General features: G+C 62.7%; 21 protein-coding genes. 8 read left to right on the top strand and 13 right to left on the bottom strand.

The features are described 5' to 3' along the window. Positions 1-6 precede the first annotated feature (6 nt). From thrS to D1227_RS01755, 5 genes are all read right to left on the bottom strand, one after another. Positions 7-1,980 carry a threonine--tRNA ligase gene (gene thrS, locus D1227_RS01775; protein WP_119375489.1) on the bottom strand — a complete coding sequence of 658 codons (1,974 nt, stop codon included), beginning with the start codon at positions 1,978-1,980 and terminating at the stop codon, positions 7-9. 13 nt (positions 1,981-1,993) lie between these two features. Further along, complete coding sequence (gene yidD, locus D1227_RS01770; RefSeq protein WP_119375488.1) at positions 1,994-2,320, bottom strand: membrane protein insertion efficiency factor YidD; 327 nt, start codon at positions 2,318-2,320, stop codon at positions 1,994-1,996. A gap of 123 nt (positions 2,321-2,443) precedes the next feature. Beyond that, complete coding sequence (locus D1227_RS01765) at positions 2,444-2,893, bottom strand: iron-sulfur cluster assembly scaffold protein (protein WP_119375487.1); 450 nt, start codon at positions 2,891-2,893, stop codon at positions 2,444-2,446. Positions 2,894-2,948: 55 nt separating this feature from the next. After that, the gene (locus D1227_RS01760) at positions 2,949-3,587 is read right to left on the bottom strand and encodes an exopolysaccharide biosynthesis protein (protein ID WP_119375486.1); all 639 of its coding nucleotides are present in this window, start codon (positions 3,585-3,587) and stop codon (positions 2,949-2,951) included. Then, entirely contained in the window at positions 3,568-4,125 is a 558-nt protein-coding gene (locus D1227_RS01755) for a SixA phosphatase family protein (protein WP_158586542.1), read from the bottom strand. The genes D1227_RS01760 and D1227_RS01755 overlap by 20 nt, the downstream gene beginning before the upstream one ends. Before the next feature lie 109 nt (positions 4,126-4,234). On the opposite strand from D1227_RS01755, the gene D1227_RS01750 reads away from it, so the two are divergent. Then, positions 4,235-4,684: a DUF3617 domain-containing protein gene (locus tag D1227_RS01750; RefSeq protein WP_119375484.1), complete on the top strand. Its 450-nt coding sequence runs from the start codon at positions 4,235-4,237 to the stop codon at positions 4,682-4,684. Here D1227_RS01750 and cysS read toward each other — a convergent pair. After that, a complete protein-coding gene (gene cysS / locus D1227_RS01745; RefSeq protein WP_119403566.1) occupies positions 4,681-6,066 on the bottom strand; it encodes a cysteine--tRNA ligase in 1,386 nt (461 codons plus the stop codon). The two genes, D1227_RS01750 and cysS, sit on opposite strands and share 4 nt — an antisense overlap. 370 nt (positions 6,067-6,436) lie before the next feature. On the opposite strand from cysS, the gene folE reads away from it, so the two are divergent. After that, positions 6,437-7,051 carry a GTP cyclohydrolase I FolE gene (folE, locus tag D1227_RS01740; RefSeq protein WP_119376049.1) on the top strand — a complete coding sequence of 205 codons (615 nt, stop codon included), beginning with the start codon at positions 6,437-6,439 and terminating at the stop codon, positions 7,049-7,051. Positions 7,052-7,215: 164 nt separating this feature from the next. Beyond that, positions 7,216-7,593, top strand: coding sequence for a VOC family protein (locus tag D1227_RS01735; RefSeq protein WP_119375482.1), 378 nt, complete (start codon positions 7,216-7,218; stop codon positions 7,591-7,593). 26 nt (positions 7,594-7,619) lie between these two features. Here D1227_RS01735 and D1227_RS01730 read toward each other — a convergent pair whose 3' ends face one another. Continuing rightward, the gene (locus tag D1227_RS01730; RefSeq protein ID WP_119403565.1) at positions 7,620-8,168 is read right to left on the bottom strand and encodes an RDD family protein; all 549 of its coding nucleotides are present in this window, start codon (positions 8,166-8,168) and stop codon (positions 7,620-7,622) included. Between the two features lie 103 nt (positions 8,169-8,271). Between D1227_RS01730 and D1227_RS01725 the strand changes: the two genes are divergently transcribed. Further along, positions 8,272-8,697: a hypothetical protein gene (locus tag D1227_RS01725; protein WP_119375480.1), complete on the top strand. Its 426-nt coding sequence runs from the start codon at positions 8,272-8,274 to the stop codon at positions 8,695-8,697. A gap of 15 nt (positions 8,698-8,712) precedes the next feature. Here the strand turns inward: D1227_RS01725 and D1227_RS01720 are convergent, their stop codons facing one another. Next, a complete protein-coding gene (locus tag D1227_RS01720) occupies positions 8,713-10,875 on the bottom strand; it encodes a TonB-dependent receptor (protein WP_119403564.1) in 2,163 nt (720 codons plus the stop codon). Between the two features lie 70 nt (positions 10,876-10,945). Continuing rightward, positions 10,946-11,251, bottom strand: coding sequence for a hypothetical protein (locus D1227_RS01715; protein WP_119403563.1), 306 nt, complete (start codon positions 11,249-11,251; stop codon positions 10,946-10,948). A 122-nt stretch (positions 11,252-11,373) separates the two neighbouring features. On the opposite strand from D1227_RS01715, the gene D1227_RS20310 reads away from it, so the two are divergent. Then, a complete protein-coding gene (locus D1227_RS20310; protein WP_147373248.1) occupies positions 11,374-12,204 on the top strand; it encodes a transglycosylase SLT domain-containing protein in 831 nt (276 codons plus the stop codon). Positions 12,205-12,211: 7 nt separating this feature from the next. Here D1227_RS20310 and D1227_RS01700 read toward each other — a convergent pair whose 3' ends face one another. The 4 genes from D1227_RS01700 to D1227_RS01685 form a co-directional block, all read right to left on the bottom strand. After that, the gene (locus D1227_RS01700; RefSeq protein ID WP_119403561.1) at positions 12,212-12,850 is read right to left on the bottom strand and encodes a hypothetical protein; all 639 of its coding nucleotides are present in this window, start codon (positions 12,848-12,850) and stop codon (positions 12,212-12,214) included. Between the two features lie 27 nt (positions 12,851-12,877). Beyond that, positions 12,878-15,094 carry a tetratricopeptide repeat protein gene (locus tag D1227_RS01695; RefSeq protein WP_158586540.1) on the bottom strand — a complete coding sequence of 739 codons (2,217 nt, stop codon included), beginning with the start codon at positions 15,092-15,094 and terminating at the stop codon, positions 12,878-12,880. Positions 15,095-15,205: 111 nt separating this feature from the next. Further along, the gene (locus D1227_RS01690) at positions 15,206-15,928 is read right to left on the bottom strand and encodes a YiiX/YebB-like N1pC/P60 family cysteine hydrolase (RefSeq protein WP_119403559.1); all 723 of its coding nucleotides are present in this window, start codon (positions 15,926-15,928) and stop codon (positions 15,206-15,208) included. Beyond that, positions 15,910-16,293, bottom strand: coding sequence for a hypothetical protein (locus D1227_RS01685; protein ID WP_119375473.1), 384 nt, complete (start codon positions 16,291-16,293; stop codon positions 15,910-15,912). The genes D1227_RS01690 and D1227_RS01685 overlap by 19 nt, the downstream gene beginning before the upstream one ends. Before the next feature lie 320 nt (positions 16,294-16,613). Between D1227_RS01685 and D1227_RS01680 the strand changes: the two genes are divergently transcribed. From D1227_RS01680 to D1227_RS01670, 3 genes are all read left to right on the top strand, one after another. Next, positions 16,614-17,477, top strand: coding sequence for a lipid A-modifier LpxR family protein (locus tag D1227_RS01680; protein WP_158586539.1), 864 nt, complete (start codon positions 16,614-16,616; stop codon positions 17,475-17,477). A gap of 131 nt (positions 17,478-17,608) precedes the next feature. Further along, positions 17,609-18,616 carry a lipid A deacylase LpxR family protein gene (locus D1227_RS01675; protein WP_119403558.1) on the top strand — a complete coding sequence of 336 codons (1,008 nt, stop codon included), beginning with the start codon at positions 17,609-17,611 and terminating at the stop codon, positions 18,614-18,616. Positions 18,617-18,733: 117 nt separating this feature from the next. Continuing rightward, entirely contained in the window at positions 18,734-19,756 is a 1,023-nt protein-coding gene (locus tag D1227_RS01670) for a ribonucleotide-diphosphate reductase subunit beta (RefSeq protein ID WP_119375470.1), read from the top strand. Positions 19,757-19,788: the final 32 nt, after the last annotated feature.

The following is a 19,788-nucleotide window of genomic DNA, read 5'->3' as shown; positions in this document are numbered from 1 at the left end:
GAGTCGCTAGGCTTTCGCCCGTTTCAGATCGGGTGCCGTTGCCTCATCGGACAGCTTTTCGGCCGTTTCTTCAAGCCCCAGAATTTCCTGTCCTTTCGAGCCAAACCGGCGCAGCGCCAGCGTGCCCTCTTCGGCTTCGCGCTGACCGACAACGGCAATCACAGGCACTTTCTGGAGCGAGTGCTCGCGAACCTTGTAGTTGATCTTCTCGTTGCGCGTGTCGACCTCGACGCGAAGACCGGCCTTGCGCAGGCGCTGGGCCGCCTTCTCGGCATAGCCGTCGGCATCCGAGGTGATCGTTGCGACAATAACCTGTACCGGCGCGAGCCACATCGGGAAAGCGCCAGCATAGTTCTCGATCAGGATGCCCATGAACCGCTCGAACGTGCCGAACACCGCGCGGTGCAGCATGACGGGGCGGTGCTTGGCGCCGTCAGAGCCCGTATACTCGGCATCGAGCCGCTCCGGCAGGACATAGTCGAGCTGGAACGTGCCGCACTGCCACGTCCGGCCAATCGCGTCCGTCAGGTGGAATTCGAGCTTCGGACCGTAGAAGGCACCCTCGCCCTCGGCATATTCGAATTCCAGCCCCGCTTCGGTGAGCGCGTCCGCGAGCGCTTTTTCCGCCCGGTCCCAGTTCTCATCCGTACCGCCGCGAACCTCAGGGCGCGTGGCGAGCTTGTAGGAGATCTCCGACAGGCCAAAATCGTTATAGACCCGCTCGAACAGTTTCAGGAACCGCAGCGTCTCGTCGGCAATCTGGTCTTCGCGGCAGAAGATGTGCGCATCGTCCTGCGTCATCTGGCGAACCCGCATCAGACCGTGCAGCGCGCCATGCGCCTCGTTGCGGTGACAGCAGCCGAACTCCGCCATGCGGATCGGCAGGTCGCGATAGGAACGCTGGTCGTGCTTGAAGATCTGAACGTGCGCCGGGCAGTTCATCGGCTTCAATGCCATCAGCTCGGCTTCGCCCGACAGCACGGGGGCGTCATCATCCGTCGACGGGATTTCGTCCGGCACGATGAACATGTTTTCGCGGAACTTGTCCCAGTGCCCCGAGCGCTGCCAGAAGACTGAATCGAGAAGCTGCGGCGTCTTCACTTCGACATAGCCGTCTTCGTCCTGCTGGCGGCGGATATAGGCCTCCAGCTGACGCCAGATCATGTAGCCGTTCGGGTGCCAGAAGACCGAGCCTTGCGCTTCCTGCTGGAAGTGGAAGAGGTCGAGCTGCTGGCCGAGCTTCCTGTGGTCGCGTTTCTCGGCTTCCTCGAGGCGCAAGAGGTGGGCCTTGAGATCCTTTTCATTCGCCCAGGCCGTGCCGTACATGCGCTGCAGCATTTCGTTGCGATGATCGCCGCGCCAGTAGGCACCGGCCAGCTTCATCAGCTTGAACGCCTTGGGCAGCTTGCCCGTCGAGGGCAGGTGCGGGCCGCGGCAGAGGTCAAACCAGTCGCCCTGCTTGTAGACCGTGATCGGCTCACCCGGTGGGATGATGTCGTCGATGATCTGCGCCTTGTAGTCCTCGCCGATCTTCTTGAAGGTCTCGATCGCGTCATCCTTCGACCAGACTTCGCGGATGATCGGATAGTCCTTGTCGACGATCTCTTCCATCTTCTTCTCGATCCGCTCGAAATCCTCCGTGGAGAAGGGTTCTTCGCGGGCGAAGTCGTAATAGAAGCCGTCATCGATCACCGGGCCGATCGTGACCTGAGTGTCTGGATAGAGCTCCTGTACGGCCTGGGCGAGGACGTGGGCGGCATCGTGCCGGATAAGCTCCAGTCCCTCCTCGTCGCGGGCCGTGACGATGGCGACCTCGGCATCGCCTTCAAGCGGGCGGTTGAGGTCATAGAGTTCGCCATTCACCTTGGCGGCAAGGGCGGCCTTGGCGAGGGATTTGGAAATGGATTCGGCAACATCGGCCGGGCTGGCCCCGTCCTCATATTGTCGCTGCGATCCATCGGGTAGCGTTACATTGATCATTGTCTCTGACTTTTCAGGTCTGGTCGGGCTCGCCGTCCGGGAAGGGCCGGTCCGTGCGGGCCCAGTCTCCGGCACGCCACGGTGCCCAGAAGGGTGAAGAAGGTTTGCTTTCCGGTACCGGGTCAAAGCCGCGCGAGCCGCCGGGGCGGCATCGAGACAGCCTGGCCAGCGTCATCCAGCCGCCGGTCCAGAGGCCGTGGCGGGAGACGCATTCAGCGCAGTATTCGCTGCAGGTCGGCACATGCCGGCACTGCGCTCCAAAGACCTGGAAGGCCGGAGACAGGGTCAGCTTGTACGTTTTCAGGGCCGCGTGGGCGGCCTTCCTGCGAATTGCGGACATGAGGCTTCGAAGCCCGGTTGATGTTTCGTCGAAAGCGGTTCTAGACGCGCGGGGGACAGCCCTCAACCCGCTAAGGCTGTGGCATATTCCGGAATGGGCTGCCGACCGGCTACGGCGGTGCGCTCAGGCCGCCGCAGCCCGCTTAGTTCGGGCGGTCTCGATGGCCTCGCAGGCCGCCTCGAAAGCGAGCATCGTGGAAGTGTGGCGCGGCGGATAATCGGCGACGCCGGCGAGGTGGCGCAGCTCTGCAAATCGCCCGGCTGGCGGCTCGCCGCCATCCTTCAGCATCGCACGCAGCGCGTCGCGCGCCGCAAAGATCTCTTCGACAGGCGCGCCGACGGCCTGTTCGGCGAGGACGGAGGTTGCTGCCTGTCCGAGCGCGCAGGCGCGCGGATCGACAGCAATCGCCTCGATCGTCTCACCGTCTTCGCTGAGCTTTACGTCCACCCGCACGACCGATCCGCACACACGCGAGACCTTCTCCACCGATGCATCGGCATCGGCGAGGGTCCCGACATGCGGAATATTGGCGGCCAGTTCCAGCACGCGATTATGATAAAGCTCTGCGCTCATGGGGCTTAGATCGTCCCGAAACAGCTGAAGATCAAGTGAATCTGCGCAACCCGTCTCAGCCGAACAGGGAATGAACCACGGCAAGGACGCGCGGCAGGACGCGAATGAGGATCAGTATGGCGCCGGTCAGCGCCGCCGCAGCCAGCAGCAGGAAGACGCCGTCACGCGCGGTCAGGCCGAGGCCGAACAGCAGGATGGTCAGGCCGGGAAGCACAGGGCCGAACGGAAACAGGCCGAGCGGGATGGTGATCAGCGAAGCCGCCACACAGATCAGCCCGATCAGCTGGACGAAGAGCGGGGCTGTGAGAATTGTGAAACGCGGCTTCAGATAGTAGTCGATCATGTGGGCGTATTTCCGGCCGGATTCGACGCCGTCGACGAGGTGTTTGCGCTTGAACTCGAATTTCAGGAACCGGCTCGGCACCCATGGGAATTTCTTGCCGACAACGATCTGGAGCGAGATCAGCAGCGTCACGAGGGCCACCAGCCAGGTCGCGCCGGGAATCAGCGTCAGCGGGCTGATCGATATGAAACCGAGCAGCAGCAAAAGCGGCCCATAGGACCGGCGTCCTGCGGCATCCAGCAGGTCGCGCACGGTGACCGTCTCGCCCTGGGTCTGCTCGCACAGGCTCGTCATCAGGCTTTCGAGATTGTTGACCGGAGGTCTCGGAGGTTTAGCCGCCGTTTGCGTCATAGCGCACTCCATACCGCCGGATGTCAGTGTCGACGGCGCCTGAACCAACCCCGTCGAGGACGTAGAGCCGGTCATATTCGCCGGCTTCGTCAATCTCGTTTCCCGGCTCGCCGCCGAGCAGGGCAGAAAGCGCCGGTGTGGTGTTCGAATGGCCAACGACAAGCGCCGTCTCGCCGCGGGACTCCAGCGTTTGTGCAAATCCCGGCAGGTCAGAGGGATCGTAGGTCTGCACATCGGCACCCAGCCGGTCTGCGAGCGGTTTCGCGGTCGATCGGGTGCGGACATAGTCCGATGACCAGACGGCCTCGACGCCTTCACCTTCAAGCAGGTCGGCCAGCGCTTCGGCGCGCGCCGTCCCGGCTTCGGTCAGGGCCGGGTCGCTGCCTTCCGCTTCCTTTTCGGCGTGCCGGACGAGGTAGATCGTGTAGGTGTTCTGTGGATCGTCTGCATCCGGCGGTGCAGAGGAGGGGTCGCACGCCGCAAGCGCCAAAATAGCGGCGCCAAGCGCCGCGAATCGTATCCACCAGCCAGAATTCATCCACGCACTCTTGCCTAAAGCCATCGCGCCGTCGACCCCTGCAAGCCGCTCTCACCCTTGCCTGCTACGCCTTTCTCCTTAACACTCAGGTGAGGTGGATGTGCGGAGGATGAGAAACTCGATGACGCTCAGAGCATCTGTGATTTTTTTGGCGTCCATTTATTTTGTGGCCACGTCAAATGCCGACCCCGTCAAATTCACGGCTGGAAACTGGGAGGCGACGGTTACGATGAGCCTTGCCGAGGGCGGCGAAGCGATCGTGACGGATGAGTTTAGCGGCTGCATGAGTGAAGCGGAGACCCGCAATTCGCCGTCAGAGCTGGCGGCCGCGTTCGCGGGCGGTGCGGAGTGCGTTCAGTCAAACGTCCAGAGTGTCGGCAACACAATCACTTTCGACATGGTCTGCGCCAAAGGTACGCTACAGAGCGCCAGCTACACGATGGAGCGGCAAAGCGACTACTTTTTGATGGCGGGACCGCAGAAGATCCGCCTGAAGAATGGAGCGCTGAAGGATATCTGGGGCACGATTTCGGCCCGGCGTACCGGCGCCTGCTCCTAAACGCGCCGCCACGTCGAGCCCTGCGGCCCGTCCATGATCTCAACGCCTTCCTCGGCGAGCTGGTTGCGGATGCGGTCCGCTTCGGCCCAGTTTTTCGCGGCGCGCGCATCGATGCGGGCCTGGACGAGGGCATCGATACGGGCCTTGTCATCGACACTGCCGCCCTGTTCCCATTCGCCCGGAGTCTGGCTCAGCAGGCCGAGCAGTTTGCCGGCCGCCAGCAGGTCGGCGCGGGCCTGCGCCATACGGGCCGTGTCTTTTGCGTCGGCAGCCTGGTTCGCTTCGCCGGCCAGCCGCGAAAGCTCGGCCAGGGCGATCGGTGTATTGAGATCATCGCTCAGCGCCTTCAGAACCGCGCCATCTCTTGCCACGCCGCCTTCGGCCTCCCAGACCCGGCGCAGCGCGCCATAGATCCGACCGAGCGTCGCCTTCGCCTGCTCCAGCAGGTCGCCCGTCCAGTCGAGCGGGGCGCGGTAATGGCCAGACAGCAGCGCCATGCGCAGCACCTCGCCTGGCCATTGCTCAAGCAGCTCGTGGATCAGCTTCACATTGCCCAGCGACTTCGACATTTTCTCCCCGTCCATGTCGAGGAAGCCATTGTGCAGCCAGTAGCGCGCCATCGGCTCGCCATGCGCGCATTCGGACTGGGCGATCTCGTTCTCATGGTGAGGGAATTGCAGGTCGATCCCGCCAGCATGGATATCGATTGTCTTGCCGAGATGCGCGGCGATCATGGCCGAGCACTCGATATGCCAGCCTGGCCGCCCGCGGCCCCAGGGGCTGTCCCAGATCGCATCGTCCGGCTCGCCGGGCTTGGCGAACTTCCAGAGCGCAAAATCAGCCGGATTGCGCTTTTCGTCCGAGACGGCAACGCGTGCGCCGGCTTCATTGTCCTCGATATTGCGCCCGGACAGTTTGCCGTAATCCTCCATCTGCGCGACATCGAAAAAGACGCCAGACGGTGCGGTGTAGGCATAGCCCTTCTTCACCAGCTGCTGGGTCATCCTGATCATCCCGTCGATATGTTTCGTCGCCCACGGTTCGATGGTTGGCGGCAGGACGTTCAGCGCGGCGAGATCAGCATTGTAGATGTCGGCATAGGTCCGTGTGATCTCGGGGATCGGTGTCCCATCCTGCAGTGAGCGGGCGATGATCTTGTCTTCGACATCGGTAATGTTGCGTGCATAAACGACATGCGCCTCGCCATAGGTCTGGCGCAGCAGCCGGAACAGCACGTCGAAGACGACAGCCGGCCGCGCATTGCCGATATGGGCGTAATTATAGACCGTCGGTCCGCAGACATAGAGCGTCACCCGCGAAGGATCCTGCGGAATGAAATTCTGCTTCGCACGCCCCAGCGTGTTGTAGAGTTTGATGGTCATGAAGGTCTTCTAGCGTCAGGAAGGTAAATTTAGGCGGAACGGGCGGACATCTCTCGATGTCCGGTGCATCAAACGATACGACAACACAAGCTGCGAGCGGCAATCGCCATTCCGGTTTCCTTTCAGCGCGCCCCTTATAAGCCTGAGGTCCGCGCCGTCCAAGCGCTTTATTGGCAGCCTGACTCAGGCCTGACGCCAAGGCAACACAGCGTTTTTCTGGAAAATGTGATCCAATTGCCCTATGTCCCAGTATACGCCCTGAGGGTACAACTCGGGCGGGCGTTAAGTCCGGTATTGGGGTGGTAATAGGGCTCACCCACAGAACATCTGGCTCGACCCCCGTCCCTCAGAACAGGAATGAACCATGGCGATGGATGCCATCACGACTGACAAAGAACTCGCCAAGGGAGAGCCGCTGACGCGCCCTTCGCAGGAAGAAGCCGAAGCGGCTGTTCGCACGCTGCTCGCATGGGCGGGCGACGATCCGCGCCGTGAAGGCCTGCTCGACACGCCCAAGCGCGTCGTCAACGCCTATCGCGAATGGTTCCAGGGTTATGACGAAGACCCGGTGAAATACCTTTCGCGCACCTTCGAGGATGTGCAGGGCTATGACGACATGGTCATGCTGCGCGACATCGACGTCGAGAGCCATTGTGAGCACCACATGGCGCCGTTCCTTGGCAAGGCCTGGGTCGCCTACATGCCAACGCAGGCCGTGGTCGGCATCTCGAAGCTTGCACGCGTCGTCGAGATCTACGCCAAGCGCCTGCAGACCCAGGAAACCATGACTGCGCAGATCTGCGACGCGATCACCGACAGCCTCGCCCCGTCGGGCGTCGCCGTGATGATCGATGCCGTCCACCAGTGCATGACGACGCGCGGTGTACACCATCCGAACGTCTCGACGATCACGACCCAGTTCACGGGCGTGTTCAAGACCGACAAGGATATGCGAGACCGCTTCCTGCGCCTGACGGGCCGGTAAGACGCGTCACTGGAAGACTCCAGGTAACCAAGGGCTGCGTTATAGGCGCAGCCCTTTTTTGTTTGGTGATGGGGCACACAGGCGATAGCCTCTTCAATGACGCAACGGACGGTTACGTTGAGCGCCCGGCGGCGTGAACTGGCCGCTCGGTCAAAGGGGGCTTCATGATGCAATCTGCACCCTTTTCCATTTTTCTGGCGACGACCGATGCCGATGCCAGTCGGCGTTTCTATGGCGAGACACTCGGGCTGAAGCTTGTGTCCGAGGATGATTTTGCCTTGGTCTTCCAGCTGGCTGGCGCCGAACTGCGCATCTCGAAGGTGCCAGCCTTCACCCCTCAGCCCTTCACGGTGCTGGACTGGCAGGTCACGGATATCGCCGCCGCGCAGGCTGGGCTGGCATCCAGGGGTGTTGAGCCCGTTCTCTTTGACGGCATGGATCAGGATGAGAGGGGTATCTGGAAGGTCCCTGGCGCACCGGTCCGGATCCTCTGGTTCAAGGACCCGGACGGCAATGTCCTTTCGGTCTCCCAGCGTGGCTAAGCCGCGCTGGCGATGCCAGGCCTCGGTCAGACGGCATGTTCCATGTCGCTTTTCACGACCCGTGTCTGGCTCAGCCGGTCATAGGGCGTGCGGCCATCCGACATGGCTAGGCTGGCCACCCAGGCGGTCACAAGCAGAATTGAAATGATGCAGACAGCGAGGTTGGCCGGAGCCATAGGGTCGATGAAGGGCTGGCCGGGCGTGTGCCAGATCGCGGCATGGGCCAGTTCCCAAGGGGCGAACTTGATCGCATTGCGCAACAGGGCGCGCGGGAAGGCAGGCGGCTTGCCGTCCGGACCGAGGACGCGAAGGCCCATGAGACGCTTGCCGAGGCTGGCGGCCCGGCCGCCGCTTTCCGTGATGGTGAAATAAAGCACGACCGGCAGGGTCAGGCTGAGGAAGGCCATCGCATGGCTGGTCATCTTGCCGGTCAGCGTGCCGGCGGAGAGAAACTGGCCGATGCCGAACAGGAAACTTGAAGCTGTCAGCACGGCGATATAGGCCGCCAGGACGACGTAATCGGCGGCGAACGCGGCAATTCGCTTGCTGGCGGGAGCCGGCATGAGAGCTGTCATCGAAAGGTTCTATTCAAATGGCGGCTGGTTCGCAAAGCGCTTGACGGCTGACGGCGCTCGAATTATCGTTTTTCAATAACACGATAATCGAAGGACACCTCCCATGCGCGCCGAACTTGTCCGTGTGAGCCTGCATCAGGTCGATATCAAGATCGTCACCGATGACGAGGAAATGCACGTCCTGCAATGGCGGCGCAACCTGCTCTGGGACGAGGTCCTGCTCGATGGCAAGCGCCAGGCGCATTCGGGCGGTTTCGGCCGCGAGCGCGTATACGGCCTTGTGTTCGACAAGGCTGTAGACGGCACAAGCGGCCGAAAGGTCATGCTGATCCTCGATCCACGCACCAGCTGGGGCAATTGGGGCAATCCGCACCAGCAGATAGCGGGCGTCCGCCTCGAGACCGCCGAAGGTCCTGTGGTCGCCTTCGGGACGCTCGATCCGAAAAACCTCCAGAAGCCGGCTACCTTTGCCGACTGGATGAAGAAGACGATGGGCATGGAGTGGGGCGACGACCGCCGCCCGCACTGACAAGCCCACGCCGCGTCAGAAGACGAGCCGCACACCTGCACGCACATTCCGGCCCGGCGCAGGCACCGTGTCCTTCAGGACCGAGGTCGCATAACGCACCTCCTCATCGGTCACGTTGCGCACGTCCAGGAAGAGCTGCGTGCCCGGCCGCCCGATGCCCCAGTCCGAGACGTTCAGGGCTGTCCGCAGGTCGAGCGTGGTGTAGCCGTCCGTTGGCAGCTCGCCTTCGCCCGGATCGTCCTGATCGCCGGCAACAGACAGGCTCGCCCCGGCGGAGACGAGGCCCCAGTCGGCGTCCAGGGACGCATTGAACGTGACCGGCGGCATGAGCGGGACATTGCCGCCGCCACCCAGCTCGGCGGATACGAGGTCGACGCTGGCCCGTGCCGTCCAGTCGGCGCCGGCCGGTCCGTCATTCAGCTCGTAGTCGGCATAGACCTCGCCGCCCGTGAAATTCGCATCCTGTTGCGAGAACAGGTAGACCGGCAGGCCGTCCACCTCATCCACGAGCGCGCCGTCATGCATGACGCTGCCGGGTGCAAGATAGATGAAGCCGTCGAAATGGGTGTAGAAAAGGTTCGCTCCGGCGCTGAAGCCGTCTCCGCGCCAGCGCAGCGTGCCCTCGATGTTGAGCCCGCGCTCCTTTTCGAGCGTGGCATCGCCAACCTCATACTGGCTGGTGGCAAGGTGCGCTCCGTCGGCGAAAAGCTCGCTCTCGTTCGGCGCGCGTTCGGTCAGGCTGACCTGGCCGCCGACGAACCAGCCGGACTCCCAGTGCTGGTGCAGGCCGAATGAGCCGGAGAAAAGATCGAACGACTTGATGCCCGCGTTCACATTGTCGAGTTCGGTGAGGTCATAGCGAAGTCCGCCCTCGATGCCGAAGCCATTGTCCCACTCCCGGGTCTGATAGGCGAAGAGGCCGGTGGAGACCGTGTCTGTCCGTGTGATGAAGGCCTCGTCACCGAAGGCGTCGAGCGTCTTGTCCAGCGCCTGGAGACCAATCGCGCCCTCAAGCTCGCCAAATGCCGTGCCGAGTTCGATCCGGGCCTCCGCGCCATCGCTTTCATAGCGTGTGCCCGGTTCGCCGGGCGCTTCGAATTCTGTGTGGTCGTAATCGGCGAAGGACATGTTGCCTGCGATGCGGGTGAACGGCCCTGCAGAGAGGTCCGCACCGGCGCGAAGGTCGATGCGCGTCTGTTCGAGGTCGATGAAGGGCAGCTCCTCACCATGCGCCTCGTGATCTTCCTCGGCGGGGTCTGCCGCTTCGCCTTCATCATGCCCGTCCCCATGAGCGTGACCGGGCAGGCCGTAGGTCGATTCCTGGCGCCGCACGGCAATCCCCGCAAAGGCTTTATCGCCGACCCATGAAAGACCAGCTGCCAGCGAGTTTGTCTCCACGAAGGAATTCTCCACCGTGCCGCGGCTTTCCTCGTGCTCTTCCTCGCCTTCGTGGGTCTCTTCTCCTTCGTGCTCATGTTCTTCAGAGGCCATGAGCCGCGCGGATTCGGCAAAGCCAGGAATGTCATAGTCGCCGAAGTCGCGGGCGGACGCCGACAGGGTGAGCACAAACGGACCGGTGGCAAAGCGGGTCTTGAGCGCACCCTCCTCGCCATCGTTCACGCCATTGACCGCGCCATAGGCTTCGCCGGAGACCGGCTCGTCCGGCAGGTCCTCGACGATCAGCCCGTCAATCACATTGACGACGCCGCCAATGGCTTGTCCGCCATAGGCCAGCGCCGCGGGGCCGCGGAGAATCTCGATCTTGTCAGCATCGATACCGTCGCCAGCGACCTGGTGGTCGGGCGAGGCGGCGGACGCGTCTATGACGCCGATGCCATTGGTCAGCACCAGGACGCGCTCGGCGCCGAGCCCGCGCAGCACGGGGCGGCTGGCAGCCTGTCCGAAATGCGTGGTTGAAACGCCGGGCTGGTTGTCCAGAGAATTGCCGAGCGAGGCAGACAGGGACTGCACGATATCATCGCGCGTGACGGCGCTGGCATTGCCGATCATCTCGTCGGTTTCGCGCTGCGGGCCGACACCGGTGACGATGACGGTGGACAGGGTTTCGGGCTCGTCTTCGCCGCCCTTGTCAGTGGTTTGTGCATGGGCGAGGGCGAACGAGCTGGTGCCCGCAATCAGGGTGGCCGCAAGCGTGCGGCGGATGGAACTGGAAAGCATGGGAGGAAAATCCTTCAGTCAACAGGGATGGCGCCCGGCGCCTCATGGCAGCGCGGGCAGCGGTCAGTCTCTATTGATGAAGGGCAGGTGGACTTCGCGGCGGCGGGGCGCGGCCAGGCGGCTGCGACCATGGGCGGAAGTCGCGGGTCGGCTGCTCGGCAGCAAGGATTGCACGGGGCGGCTTCGGCAGGGGCGGCGCCAGCGGCAGGGGAGCAACTTCGGCGTGGACGGCCGAGGTCAGCTCGCAGGAGACACCATAGTGGTCGTGCGGCTGCTCTCCATGCGCGGCCGCATCATAAAGGGCGGCCCCCTGAACCCAGAGGAACAAGGCAGTGAAGATCACCTTCACGGTCAGGGAAGCGGTCAGCCCATGCATAGTGTTATGAGATAACACAAGTGGTCTGCCGCGCAAGATGCTTGCTGCGCGTCCTGCGAATTCAGTTGCCGCGCCCTGTTCCGCCCCTAAGGTGCCGACCCTGAAGGACAAGGGAGGGTGGAGTGAAGAGACTGGTCCTGCCAAGCGCGATGCTGGCAATTCTCGTAGCGTGTGAAACGAACGAAGCGCCGACAGTGGTGGACACGCCGACCCCGCCGGTCGAGACAGCGGGCTCGCCGGTGACGACCGGGACTCCTGAAGTCCCGCCTGTGCCGGAGACCCCTGCCGCTCCCGAGGCGCCTCCAGCGCCGGAAGCTCCATCGGCGACCGAAACGCCAGAAGCGCCGGAAGTGCCAGATGCACCTGTGCCCGTCGCCGATGCCCAAGCCGGCATCGAAACCGACTGGGCGCACATGCCCCAATCGGATGCGTGGACCGCGCTTGCCGCCGGCTCAATCGACGCGATCGGCAGCCCGCTTCTGAAGACGGTGCCGTCTGACATCGACGCCTTTTGCCCGGCCTATGAGAGGCTCGATGATACGGGACGGCGCGCCTTCTGGGTCGGCCTCCTGTCGGCCATGGCGCGCTTCGAGAGCGGCTTCGACCCCAGCGTTTCCTTCGATGAGCGCGCTCATTGCCCGAGCTGTGACTGGGCGCTGACCCGTGACGGGCGCCACGTCATCAGCCGTGGCCTGTTGCAGCTCTCACAGGAAAGCGCGAATGCCTATCGCGGCTGCCCGGTTTCCATCGCCGACGAAGAAAAGTTGCACGAACCTGCGCTCAACTTGCGCTGCGGGGTGGCGATCATGAGCCGGCTTGTTTCCCGCGATGGTGTCATCAGCCGCAAGGACGGCCAGTGGAAAGGCGGTTCGGCCTATTGGAGCGTGCTCAGGCCAGGCAAGCTCGAGGCGATCCAGGCCTATACATCGACGACGGAGAATTGCGGAGGCTAAGGCGCACTCAGCTGCTGCTGCCGCAGGTCTCGGTCTCGACAATGCCGCGCAGCTGTAGGCTGCAGACCGCCTCGCCTTCAAGGCTGCAGACCTGTCCGCCGCCCTGCTCGGCACACATCCACTCCGTCACGTCGGCGCTGGCCGAATCCAGCTTGTAGGAGGCCGTCGACGCAAAGGACCGGCACATCTGGCCGGCTTTGCGGGTCGCCTTCTCCTGCGCCGCGTTTTTGGCCGAAGCCACATCGCCCGACGGATCGGGCCCGCCATCGACAAATATGGCGAGGCGGCGCTCAACTGGCTCCCAGCGTTCTGTCTCGATGGTCCGGCTTGCCTGCAGCAGGTCCGCTGCATCGTCGCGGAAGACACCGCCAGGAAAGGACTGGATATGCTGGCGCAGGGCTTCGCAGCTATTGGTATCGAGGGCGTCCCAGGCCAGGCGTTCGCGCTTGGTCGGCTTGCCGCCGGCGCCGATGGCCCCGCAGAGATCGGCGATTCCAGGCTGCGCGAAGCCGAGTGAGCAGACAGAGTCCTGAACCGACAGCACGTTTGCAAAAAAGCTCAGGCCGCCGCCGAGGATCAGGGTGAGGGGGATGCCGAACATCAGGCCCCGCCTTGTCTTCTTCTGTGCTCCAGTCGACTCGTTCATGTTCTGCCTTTCTGCCTCAGTCCTGTTCTAATCCAGACCGAGCTGCTGAAGCCGCAGGTCTGTTTCCGTTGCCGACACCATCATCTTGATATCCATTGCGTCCATGGTGAGTTCGATGTTGCCCAGATCATTCTCCAGGAGACGCTGGTTGATAGACAAGGCTGTTTGGTATTCGGCGAGCGCCGTTTCATAATCCTTGCGATCGCGCGCAATGCTCCCAAGCAGCGAGTGTGACTTCTGCACGTCGCGTTGGCGTCCAATATCCGATGGCGCCTGCTCAGCGAGGGACTGAAGGGCCAGATGGCTCTTGCGGGCGTAGGTCTCGGCCTGGTCGAACTGCTTTTCATCGCGATAGTGCGTGGCGAGAAAACGCCGGCACGTGGCGAGATCCTCTAGCGCCTGATCGTCGCCCGGCGACTCGGCGACGAAGCCCGACCATATCTGTTCGGCCTCTATATAGCGCGCGACGGCCTCCTCGGACCTGCCGGTCAGTCTCAGCGGCAGAGCAGAGCTTTGCAGGGCGACAGCGAGCATCTCGGCATGGGCCGTCCGGGTCTGCTCGCGTTCCTGCAGCGCCCGGGCCTCGGCGATCGATTCGTCGAACAGCGCGTTGGCGGCGTCATACTTCTTCTGTCCCATCAGCATGCCGGCAAGACGAATACGGGACCATGCCAGCTGTGTCTGGGCGCGAACATTGCCGCTGTCGATGGCAAGCACGCGCAGCAAGGCGGATTCGGCTTTCCGCTCTGCCGCTTCGCCACCCTTGTAGTCGCCGAAACCGACAAAGGCTGCAGCGTGCTGTGTCAGGGCGTATTGCAGGTCGAGCAGCCAGTTTGTGTTTGTGGGTTCGGTCTCGACGAGAGCCTCCAGCAGCCCTACGGCCTCCTCAAAATGGTCGGACGCGGAGACCAGGTCGACCTGTTGGTTATACCATCCAGCCAGCCGGATGTTGGTGATGGCCAGCGTGTGTTGCCATTCGGTGTTGCCGGGGTCGGTTTCGAGCAGCTCGGTCAGCAGGGCGCGGTGATCGCTAAGTGCGTCGAACCCACCCATCGTGGCCTTTATCGAAGAGATGCCGAGCCGCACCCGCGGCAGGCCCGGCACGCGTTCCAGCACGGCTTCGCGAAGTGCCAGCGCCTGGTTGAGTTTTTCGCGCTTTCCCGCCTCGTTCCCTTCCTTGCCGTCAACAAAGCCGAGAAAGGCCACGGCGCTTGACTCGCGCCAGGTAAAATTCGGATTGTCGGGTTCGAGGGCGACCAGCCGGTCGGCATGGGCTTCCGCGTCTTCATAGGCGCGGCGTGCGGCGCGAAGATCGCCCTGGTCCTCGTTCAGCTCTCCAATCAGCATTGACATTGCCGCCATGCCATCAAGGGCCGGAATACTGTCCGGATCGCTCGAAAGCACCGACTTCCAGGCATCGCTTGCGCCTGCAAGCAGGGCTTTGGCGCGTGAAAGGTTGCCCTGGTCCATGGCGACTTCGCTCGATGCGACGAGGACTTCGGCGCGCTCTGCCGGACCCGAGGCCAGCGTTTCGGCCTGATCCAGCGCCGCACTCGCCTGACCAAGATCGCCTGCGGTCTTGTAGAGGTCACCCAGCACCATCCAGTCGCGAAACCGAGTCGGATCAAGGCGGGTGACTTCCTCGAAGCGGTCGATGACCTGCGCGGTGGTGAGGGTCCCGCTGTCGATGGCTTCAAGCGCCAGGTAGGCGATGGACCGCGCGTCCATGGCGTTGGCCCGGTCCAGTTCAGCCTGGCGCGCCCGCTCCTTGGCGGCGCGAAGCTCATCCAGCACGGTGATGGCGGCGAGCTGGTCGCCATTGTTGAACATGTCGAGCGCCCTGAGCCCTTCCGGCGTCGAGGCGATGTTCTCGAAGGCTTCTTCCAGCGTCGAGACTTCGCGGGCATAGGCTTCATCCAGCTGCGCCAGCAGGTCGATGATCTCGCGCTGCTTGGCGGCAACCACGCTTTCAAGTTCCTCGACGCGTCCGGAATTGTCGGCGGCGGACGGTGCGGCCTTGATCTGTTTGCGCAGGGCATCGATCTGCTGGCGCGCTTCGAACAGTTGCTTGCTGTACTGGCGCTCCATTGCGGCCTGTGTCGCCGACGCGTTGTAGAGGGCCGCAGCCACTTCAGCGTCGACCGAATAGCTGGCCTGCGAAGCAGTTTGTGCGCGTGCTGGCGCCTGCGTTGGCGCGGCGAAAACGTACGCGGCGGCCAGTGGAATGGCGGCCAGGCGGCTCATGCGGACAGAAGACTTAAGGGCAGTTCTTATTCTGTTTTTTGGCATTTCTTCCCCTCTGAAGAGAAGATTTGCCACCGATTTTGCGAGGGGTCTACCCGCTTGCGCGTCTCACTATTGTTCGCAGTTGCTGCCGGGCGGGCAGTCGGACACGTCGAGGTCAACAAGCTCCTCTGCCAGCGGATGGCGGGACAGGTCCGACAGGGCGATATAGGTGCGGCCCATCCGATGGCTCTTCTGCGGGACCGCATCGGCGCCGAGGCCTTTCGACATGGCGCGCCAGATAAGCTCGGTACAGTAGAGATTGTTCTCGCTGTCGAGATTGTAGCCCCGGTCGAAGGGGGTGCGGCGCTCGGCTTCACCTCGGGCCCAGGCAAGCATCCGCGCGCGCTGGTCAGCGTCGAGCGCCAGGCGGAAGACGCCGACATGGTCGACATCGCCGAGAAAGGCCTCGAGCGGGACATCCCGGACGGCGCCGATCTCTTCACCGGGCCCCGGGGGCTGTCCGGGATTGCCCGTGCCGGTATCGGCGTGAACGATGCCCGCATCACAGCCTCCGGCGTCTGGGCTGGCGTCCGGCCGGCCTTCGCCCTGCGTGTCGACAGTTACGACGAGGCCGACATGGCCCCAGCGCCGGTCGGTCGCATCAGACCAGCCCGCAGCAAGCTGCGTCCAGATTGCCGTGCTGGCCCCCTTGAAGACAAGATCGCCAGGCTGCAGGACAGGGCAGAGGCTTTGCGCCAGCTTCGCGGCCCGCTCGCCATCCGGAGCGGCCAGGGCGCTTCCCGCTGCCGAAACAGCGCAAAGCGCGCCTGCGATCAGTACTTTGAGAAGCACGTATTGACGGAATTGGCCGACGGCACGGAGATATTCTGCTTGGCCTCTTCCAGCCCCTTGCCGAGCGTTTCGCCGGTACGGATGGCCCTGGCGATGGCCTTGGCATCCTTGATCGGCATCGGGTCGCCGGAATAGGACGAATTCTCATCGGACCAGAGCGGCGTCGTTATCCGACCCGCAATGCATTCGCAGGTCGAGACGTCATAGGCGTAATCGCCGGCCGCATTGGACCGCTCCACCGCCGCCGGACAGGCAGCAGTGGCCCGCGACGCGATATCTTCCAGCCGCTCAGGCTCTGATGTGGCGCAGGAAGCCAGCAGAAGGGCAGGCACGGCCAGTCCCGCCAGAATGGAAATGTGTCTCATAGTCGTCCCCTCAGACGTGTGGATGATATCCGGCTTATCCCCCTTCGCGCGAACCGGCAACGGCGCTGAAATTTCAATAGGTCGAAATTTTCTGAATTCGTTAACCCCTGTCTAACCATGCCGCGCGGCACGCAATCTGTAATGTTGACGGGGCATGGAACCTTTTTGCGCCATGCGAATTACTGCTATGCGAGTTAAACATGAATTCACCCGAAAGGGACTCCCGGGCTGGCTGGCTTCATGATACATTAAGATAGAAACGGGACTCTCCTATGCAAGTTCGCTGGGGAGTTCGGACTATGAGAGGCGTCGGACAAGGAATGCTTTTAAGCGTATCCACACTTGCCGTGATTGCCTGCCAGGGCTGCCAGTCTGGCGCGAGCGGTGCTTATGGCACGAGCCTGCAGGTTCGTGACACCGCCAGTTCTACGCCAAGTCGTGCCGGTGTGATGCAGGCGTCCGGGCTGACCGGTTCGCGTGCCGCCCTGCCAACATCCGCCAGCGTCGTTGCTGCTGAGCCGGCGCTGCTCCTCCATACGTCTCCTGATTTTTCGCTTTCGCAGTCGCAGACCGTCCCGACACCGTCGATTTCCATTACACCGGTGCTCGGCCGGAGCGGCCTAGACGCCGACGTGTCCTTCAGCCCGGATTTCAGCGCAAGGCGCATGTCGAATGCGTCGGCCATCATCGATTTTGAGGGCGCGCGCAAATCCGCCAATTTCAGCATGCCGGCCCGGTCAGTGAGGGAGTTCGATGCCTCCTTCACACTGTCGGCCGCGAACGCACAGACCGGCTTCGGCTTCGATGTCGGCGTCGTCCCACGCATGAGCGTGCGCAAGGACGGCCAGTTCGAAACCCGCCGCTTCGGTGGTGAAATCCGGATCGGTCAGAACTTTGACCAGCGCGGCGCTGATGTCGAAGCCAAGAGCTGGTACTTCTTTGCTGGCGCAGACGGCGAAGCGCTCGTCTATGAACCGTATGGCGATCGTGGCTGGACAAACAGCATGGCACTTCGTGACCAGGTGACGGTTGGTGACATGCAGGCCGGCCTGTCCCTCACCCAGGGCGGTGGCCAGCTATCGGTAAGCTATATCCGCCGCGAAATCTCATACAATGAGCGGGGCATGCAGGGCCGCGAGGACGTCGAGAACTTTGCCGGCATCAGCTTCACGCTGCGCCGCTAGGCTCTACAATAGAAAAATGCTGATTGATGCGGCGCAGTCTGCGATCGCGAGCTGATTTCTGTAATTTTAGCTGACGAGGCGCTGCCGGCACGCTAGGCCGCAGGAAATTCTCCTGTTCCGGTTTGCCCGCCATGCCATCCTTTCACCATTCAGTGATCCTGTCCGCCCTGTTTGTCCTGGCGCCGCTCGCCAGCGCGCAGGATGGCGGCGACACATCGAACAATCGCGGTGTCTGGTCCCTGACATCCGAGAACGACCTGTTTGGCGGAACGGACCGGAACTACACCAATGGCGTGCGCATCGAACGCGTCTCGCCAGCCAATGACGTCTTCCCGGTCTTGAACTGGGCGGCCGAGCGGCTTCCCTTCCTGGATCTTGAGCGGCGGAACCTGCGTCAGGGGTTGGCGCTTTCACACGCCATCTTCACGCCCCAGGACATTACGCTGAGCGTGCCGGACCCGGACGACCGGCCCTATGCCGGCTGGCTTTACCTTTCGGGCACGGTCGTCGCATCGGACAGGCACATCCAGGACGTGCTGCAACTCAATCTCGGCGTTGTGGGCCCGTCGGCGCTCGGCGAATTCGTTCAGACCAACTGGCATGAAATGATCGGTGCGCCGCAGCCCCAGGGCTGGGACTACCAGCTGCGCGACGAACCCGGGATCGAGCTGATCGCCCAGCGGATGGCCCTGTTTGACGGCCCGGACCTGCCTCTGGGGCTGCAAACGGATTTCGGCTTTTATGGTGGCGGCGCGCTCGGCAATGTGCGCACCTATGCAGGCACGGGCCTGGTCGGACGAATCGGCTGGGATCTCGAATCTGATTTTGGCCCGCCGCGAATCCGTCCGGCCCTTTCCGGCGCGGGGACCTTCTCCCCGGAAAAGCCGCTCGGCGCCTACCTGTTCGCCGGTCTCGACGGACGGGTTGTGCTGCGGGACATGTTCCTGGACGGCAATGCGTTCCGCGACGGGCCGCGCGTCGCCGATCGCAACAAGCTCGTCGGTGACTTCCAGGCAGGCCTTGCCGTGCATGTCGAGAATGTGCAGGTCGCCTTTACCTATGTGCACCGGACCGAGGAGTTCCAGCGGCAGGCGGGCCCGCAGCGGTTTGGCGCGGTGTCTGTCTCGGTGGCATACTGATCCACAGGCCGGCCTTTCGCTGTGGAAATTTGTTAACCCTCAGCTGTATATATCTTGCGTTCGAGAGATGTGTTTGGCACCATATATGGTGCTGATGATCCAGAAAGGGGTAAAGCCATGACACTCGTAAACACGTCAGGCGTCGGCCTGCTGACACCGAGCAAGGCTTACAAGCCGTTCCGCTATCCGTGGGCCTATGATTTCTGGAAAATCCAGCAGCAGGTTCACTGGCTGCCGGAAGAAGTTCCGCTCGGCGAGGACTGCAAGGACTGGTCGAACAAGCTGACCGACAAGGAGCGCAACCTGCTGACGCAGATCTTCCGCTTCTTCACCCAGTCGGACGTGGAAGTCGGCGCGAACTACATGGAAAACTACATGCCGCTCTTCAAACCGGTTGAAGTGCGCATGATGCTGGCCTCCTTCTCCAACATGGAGACGGTCCATATCGCTGCCTACGCCCTTCTGCTCGAGACGATCGGCATGCCGGACTCTGAGTTTGGCGCCTTCATGGAATATGAGCAGATGGCCGCCAAGCATGACTATCTTGGCCAGTTCGGCTGCGACACCGAAAAGGACATCCTGACCTCGATGGCCGTCTTCGGCGGGTTCACCGAGGGCCTGCAGCTGTTCGCATCCTTCGCGATGCTGATGAACTTCCCGCGCTTCAACAAGATGAAGGGGATGGGCCAGATCGTGTCCTGGTCGGTGCGTGACGAGTCGCTGCACTGCGAAGGCATGATGAAGATGTTCCATACCTTCGCCGAGGAGACGGGCGCGCTCACCAAGGATGTTAAGGACAATATCGCCGATTGCTGTCAGACCGTGGTGAAGCTCGAGGACAAGTTCATCGAACTGGCGTTCGAGGCGGGCGAAGTCCAGGGCATGACGCCAGACGATATCAAGCAGTATATCCGCTACATTGCCGACTGGCGCATGGGGCAGCTGAAGCTCGATCCGATCTACGGTGTCGACAAGCACCCGATCCCGTGGCTGACAGAAATCCTGAACGGCGTCGAGCATGCCAACTTCTTCGAGGCGCGCGCGACCGAGTATTCGAAAGGCGCAACGCAGGGCGACTGGCACGGCGCGGACGGCGTCTGGGCCATGTTCGACAAGAAGCGCCACATCGCCGCCGAATAGCCCGGCGGGCCCGCCGGGCCGGACGGGAGTGG

Source organism: Henriciella mobilis (assembly GCF_003576315.1).
Classification (GTDB): domain Bacteria; phylum Pseudomonadota; class Alphaproteobacteria; order Caulobacterales; family Hyphomonadaceae; genus Henriciella; species Henriciella mobilis.
This window is presented reverse-complemented; position numbering and strand designations above follow the sequence as displayed.

What these genes read in the sequence shown, in the direction of transcription:
- thrS (WP_119375489.1), bottom strand. Translation starts at nt 1,980, where the DNA reads ATGATCAATGTAACGCTACCCGATGGATCGCAGCGACAATATGAGGAC.
- yidD (WP_119375488.1), bottom strand. Translation starts at nt 2,320, where the DNA reads ATGTCCGCAATTCGCAGGAAGGCCGCCCACGCGGCCCTGAAAACGTAC.
- D1227_RS01765 (WP_119375487.1), bottom strand. Translation starts at nt 2,893, where the DNA reads ATGAGCGCAGAGCTTTATCATAATCGCGTGCTGGAACTGGCCGCCAAT.
- D1227_RS01760 (WP_119375486.1), bottom strand. Translation starts at nt 3,587, where the DNA reads ATGACGCAAACGGCGGCTAAACCTCCGAGACCTCCGGTCAACAATCTC.
- D1227_RS01755 (WP_158586542.1), bottom strand. Translation starts at nt 4,125, where the DNA reads ATGAATTCTGGCTGGTGGATACGATTCGCGGCGCTTGGCGCCGCTATT.
- D1227_RS01750 (WP_119375484.1), top strand. Translation starts at nt 4,235, where the DNA reads ATGAGAAACTCGATGACGCTCAGAGCATCTGTGATTTTTTTGGCGTCC.
- cysS (WP_119403566.1), bottom strand. Translation starts at nt 6,066, where the DNA reads ATGACCATCAAACTCTACAACACGCTGGGGCGTGCGAAGCAGAATTTC.
- folE (WP_119376049.1), top strand. Translation starts at nt 6,437, where the DNA reads ATGGATGCCATCACGACTGACAAAGAACTCGCCAAGGGAGAGCCGCTG.
- D1227_RS01735 (WP_119375482.1), top strand. Translation starts at nt 7,216, where the DNA reads ATGATGCAATCTGCACCCTTTTCCATTTTTCTGGCGACGACCGATGCC.
- D1227_RS01730 (WP_119403565.1), bottom strand. Translation starts at nt 8,168, where the DNA reads ATGACAGCTCTCATGCCGGCTCCCGCCAGCAAGCGAATTGCCGCGTTC.
- D1227_RS01725 (WP_119375480.1), top strand. Translation starts at nt 8,272, where the DNA reads ATGCGCGCCGAACTTGTCCGTGTGAGCCTGCATCAGGTCGATATCAAG.
- D1227_RS01720 (WP_119403564.1), bottom strand. Translation starts at nt 10,875, where the DNA reads ATGCTTTCCAGTTCCATCCGCCGCACGCTTGCGGCCACCCTGATTGCG.
- D1227_RS01715 (WP_119403563.1), bottom strand. Translation starts at nt 11,251, where the DNA reads ATGCATGGGCTGACCGCTTCCCTGACCGTGAAGGTGATCTTCACTGCC.
- D1227_RS01700 (WP_119403561.1), bottom strand. Translation starts at nt 12,850, where the DNA reads ATGAACGAGTCGACTGGAGCACAGAAGAAGACAAGGCGGGGCCTGATG.
- D1227_RS01695 (WP_158586540.1), bottom strand. Translation starts at nt 15,094, where the DNA reads ATGAGCCGCCTGGCCGCCATTCCACTGGCCGCCGCGTACGTTTTCGCC.
- D1227_RS01685 (WP_119375473.1), bottom strand. Translation starts at nt 16,293, where the DNA reads ATGAGACACATTTCCATTCTGGCGGGACTGGCCGTGCCTGCCCTTCTG.
- D1227_RS01680 (WP_158586539.1), top strand. Translation starts at nt 16,614, where the DNA reads ATGCTTTTAAGCGTATCCACACTTGCCGTGATTGCCTGCCAGGGCTGC.
- D1227_RS01675 (WP_119403558.1), top strand. Translation starts at nt 17,609, where the DNA reads ATGCCATCCTTTCACCATTCAGTGATCCTGTCCGCCCTGTTTGTCCTG.
- D1227_RS01670 (WP_119375470.1), top strand. Translation starts at nt 18,734, where the DNA reads ATGACACTCGTAAACACGTCAGGCGTCGGCCTGCTGACACCGAGCAAG.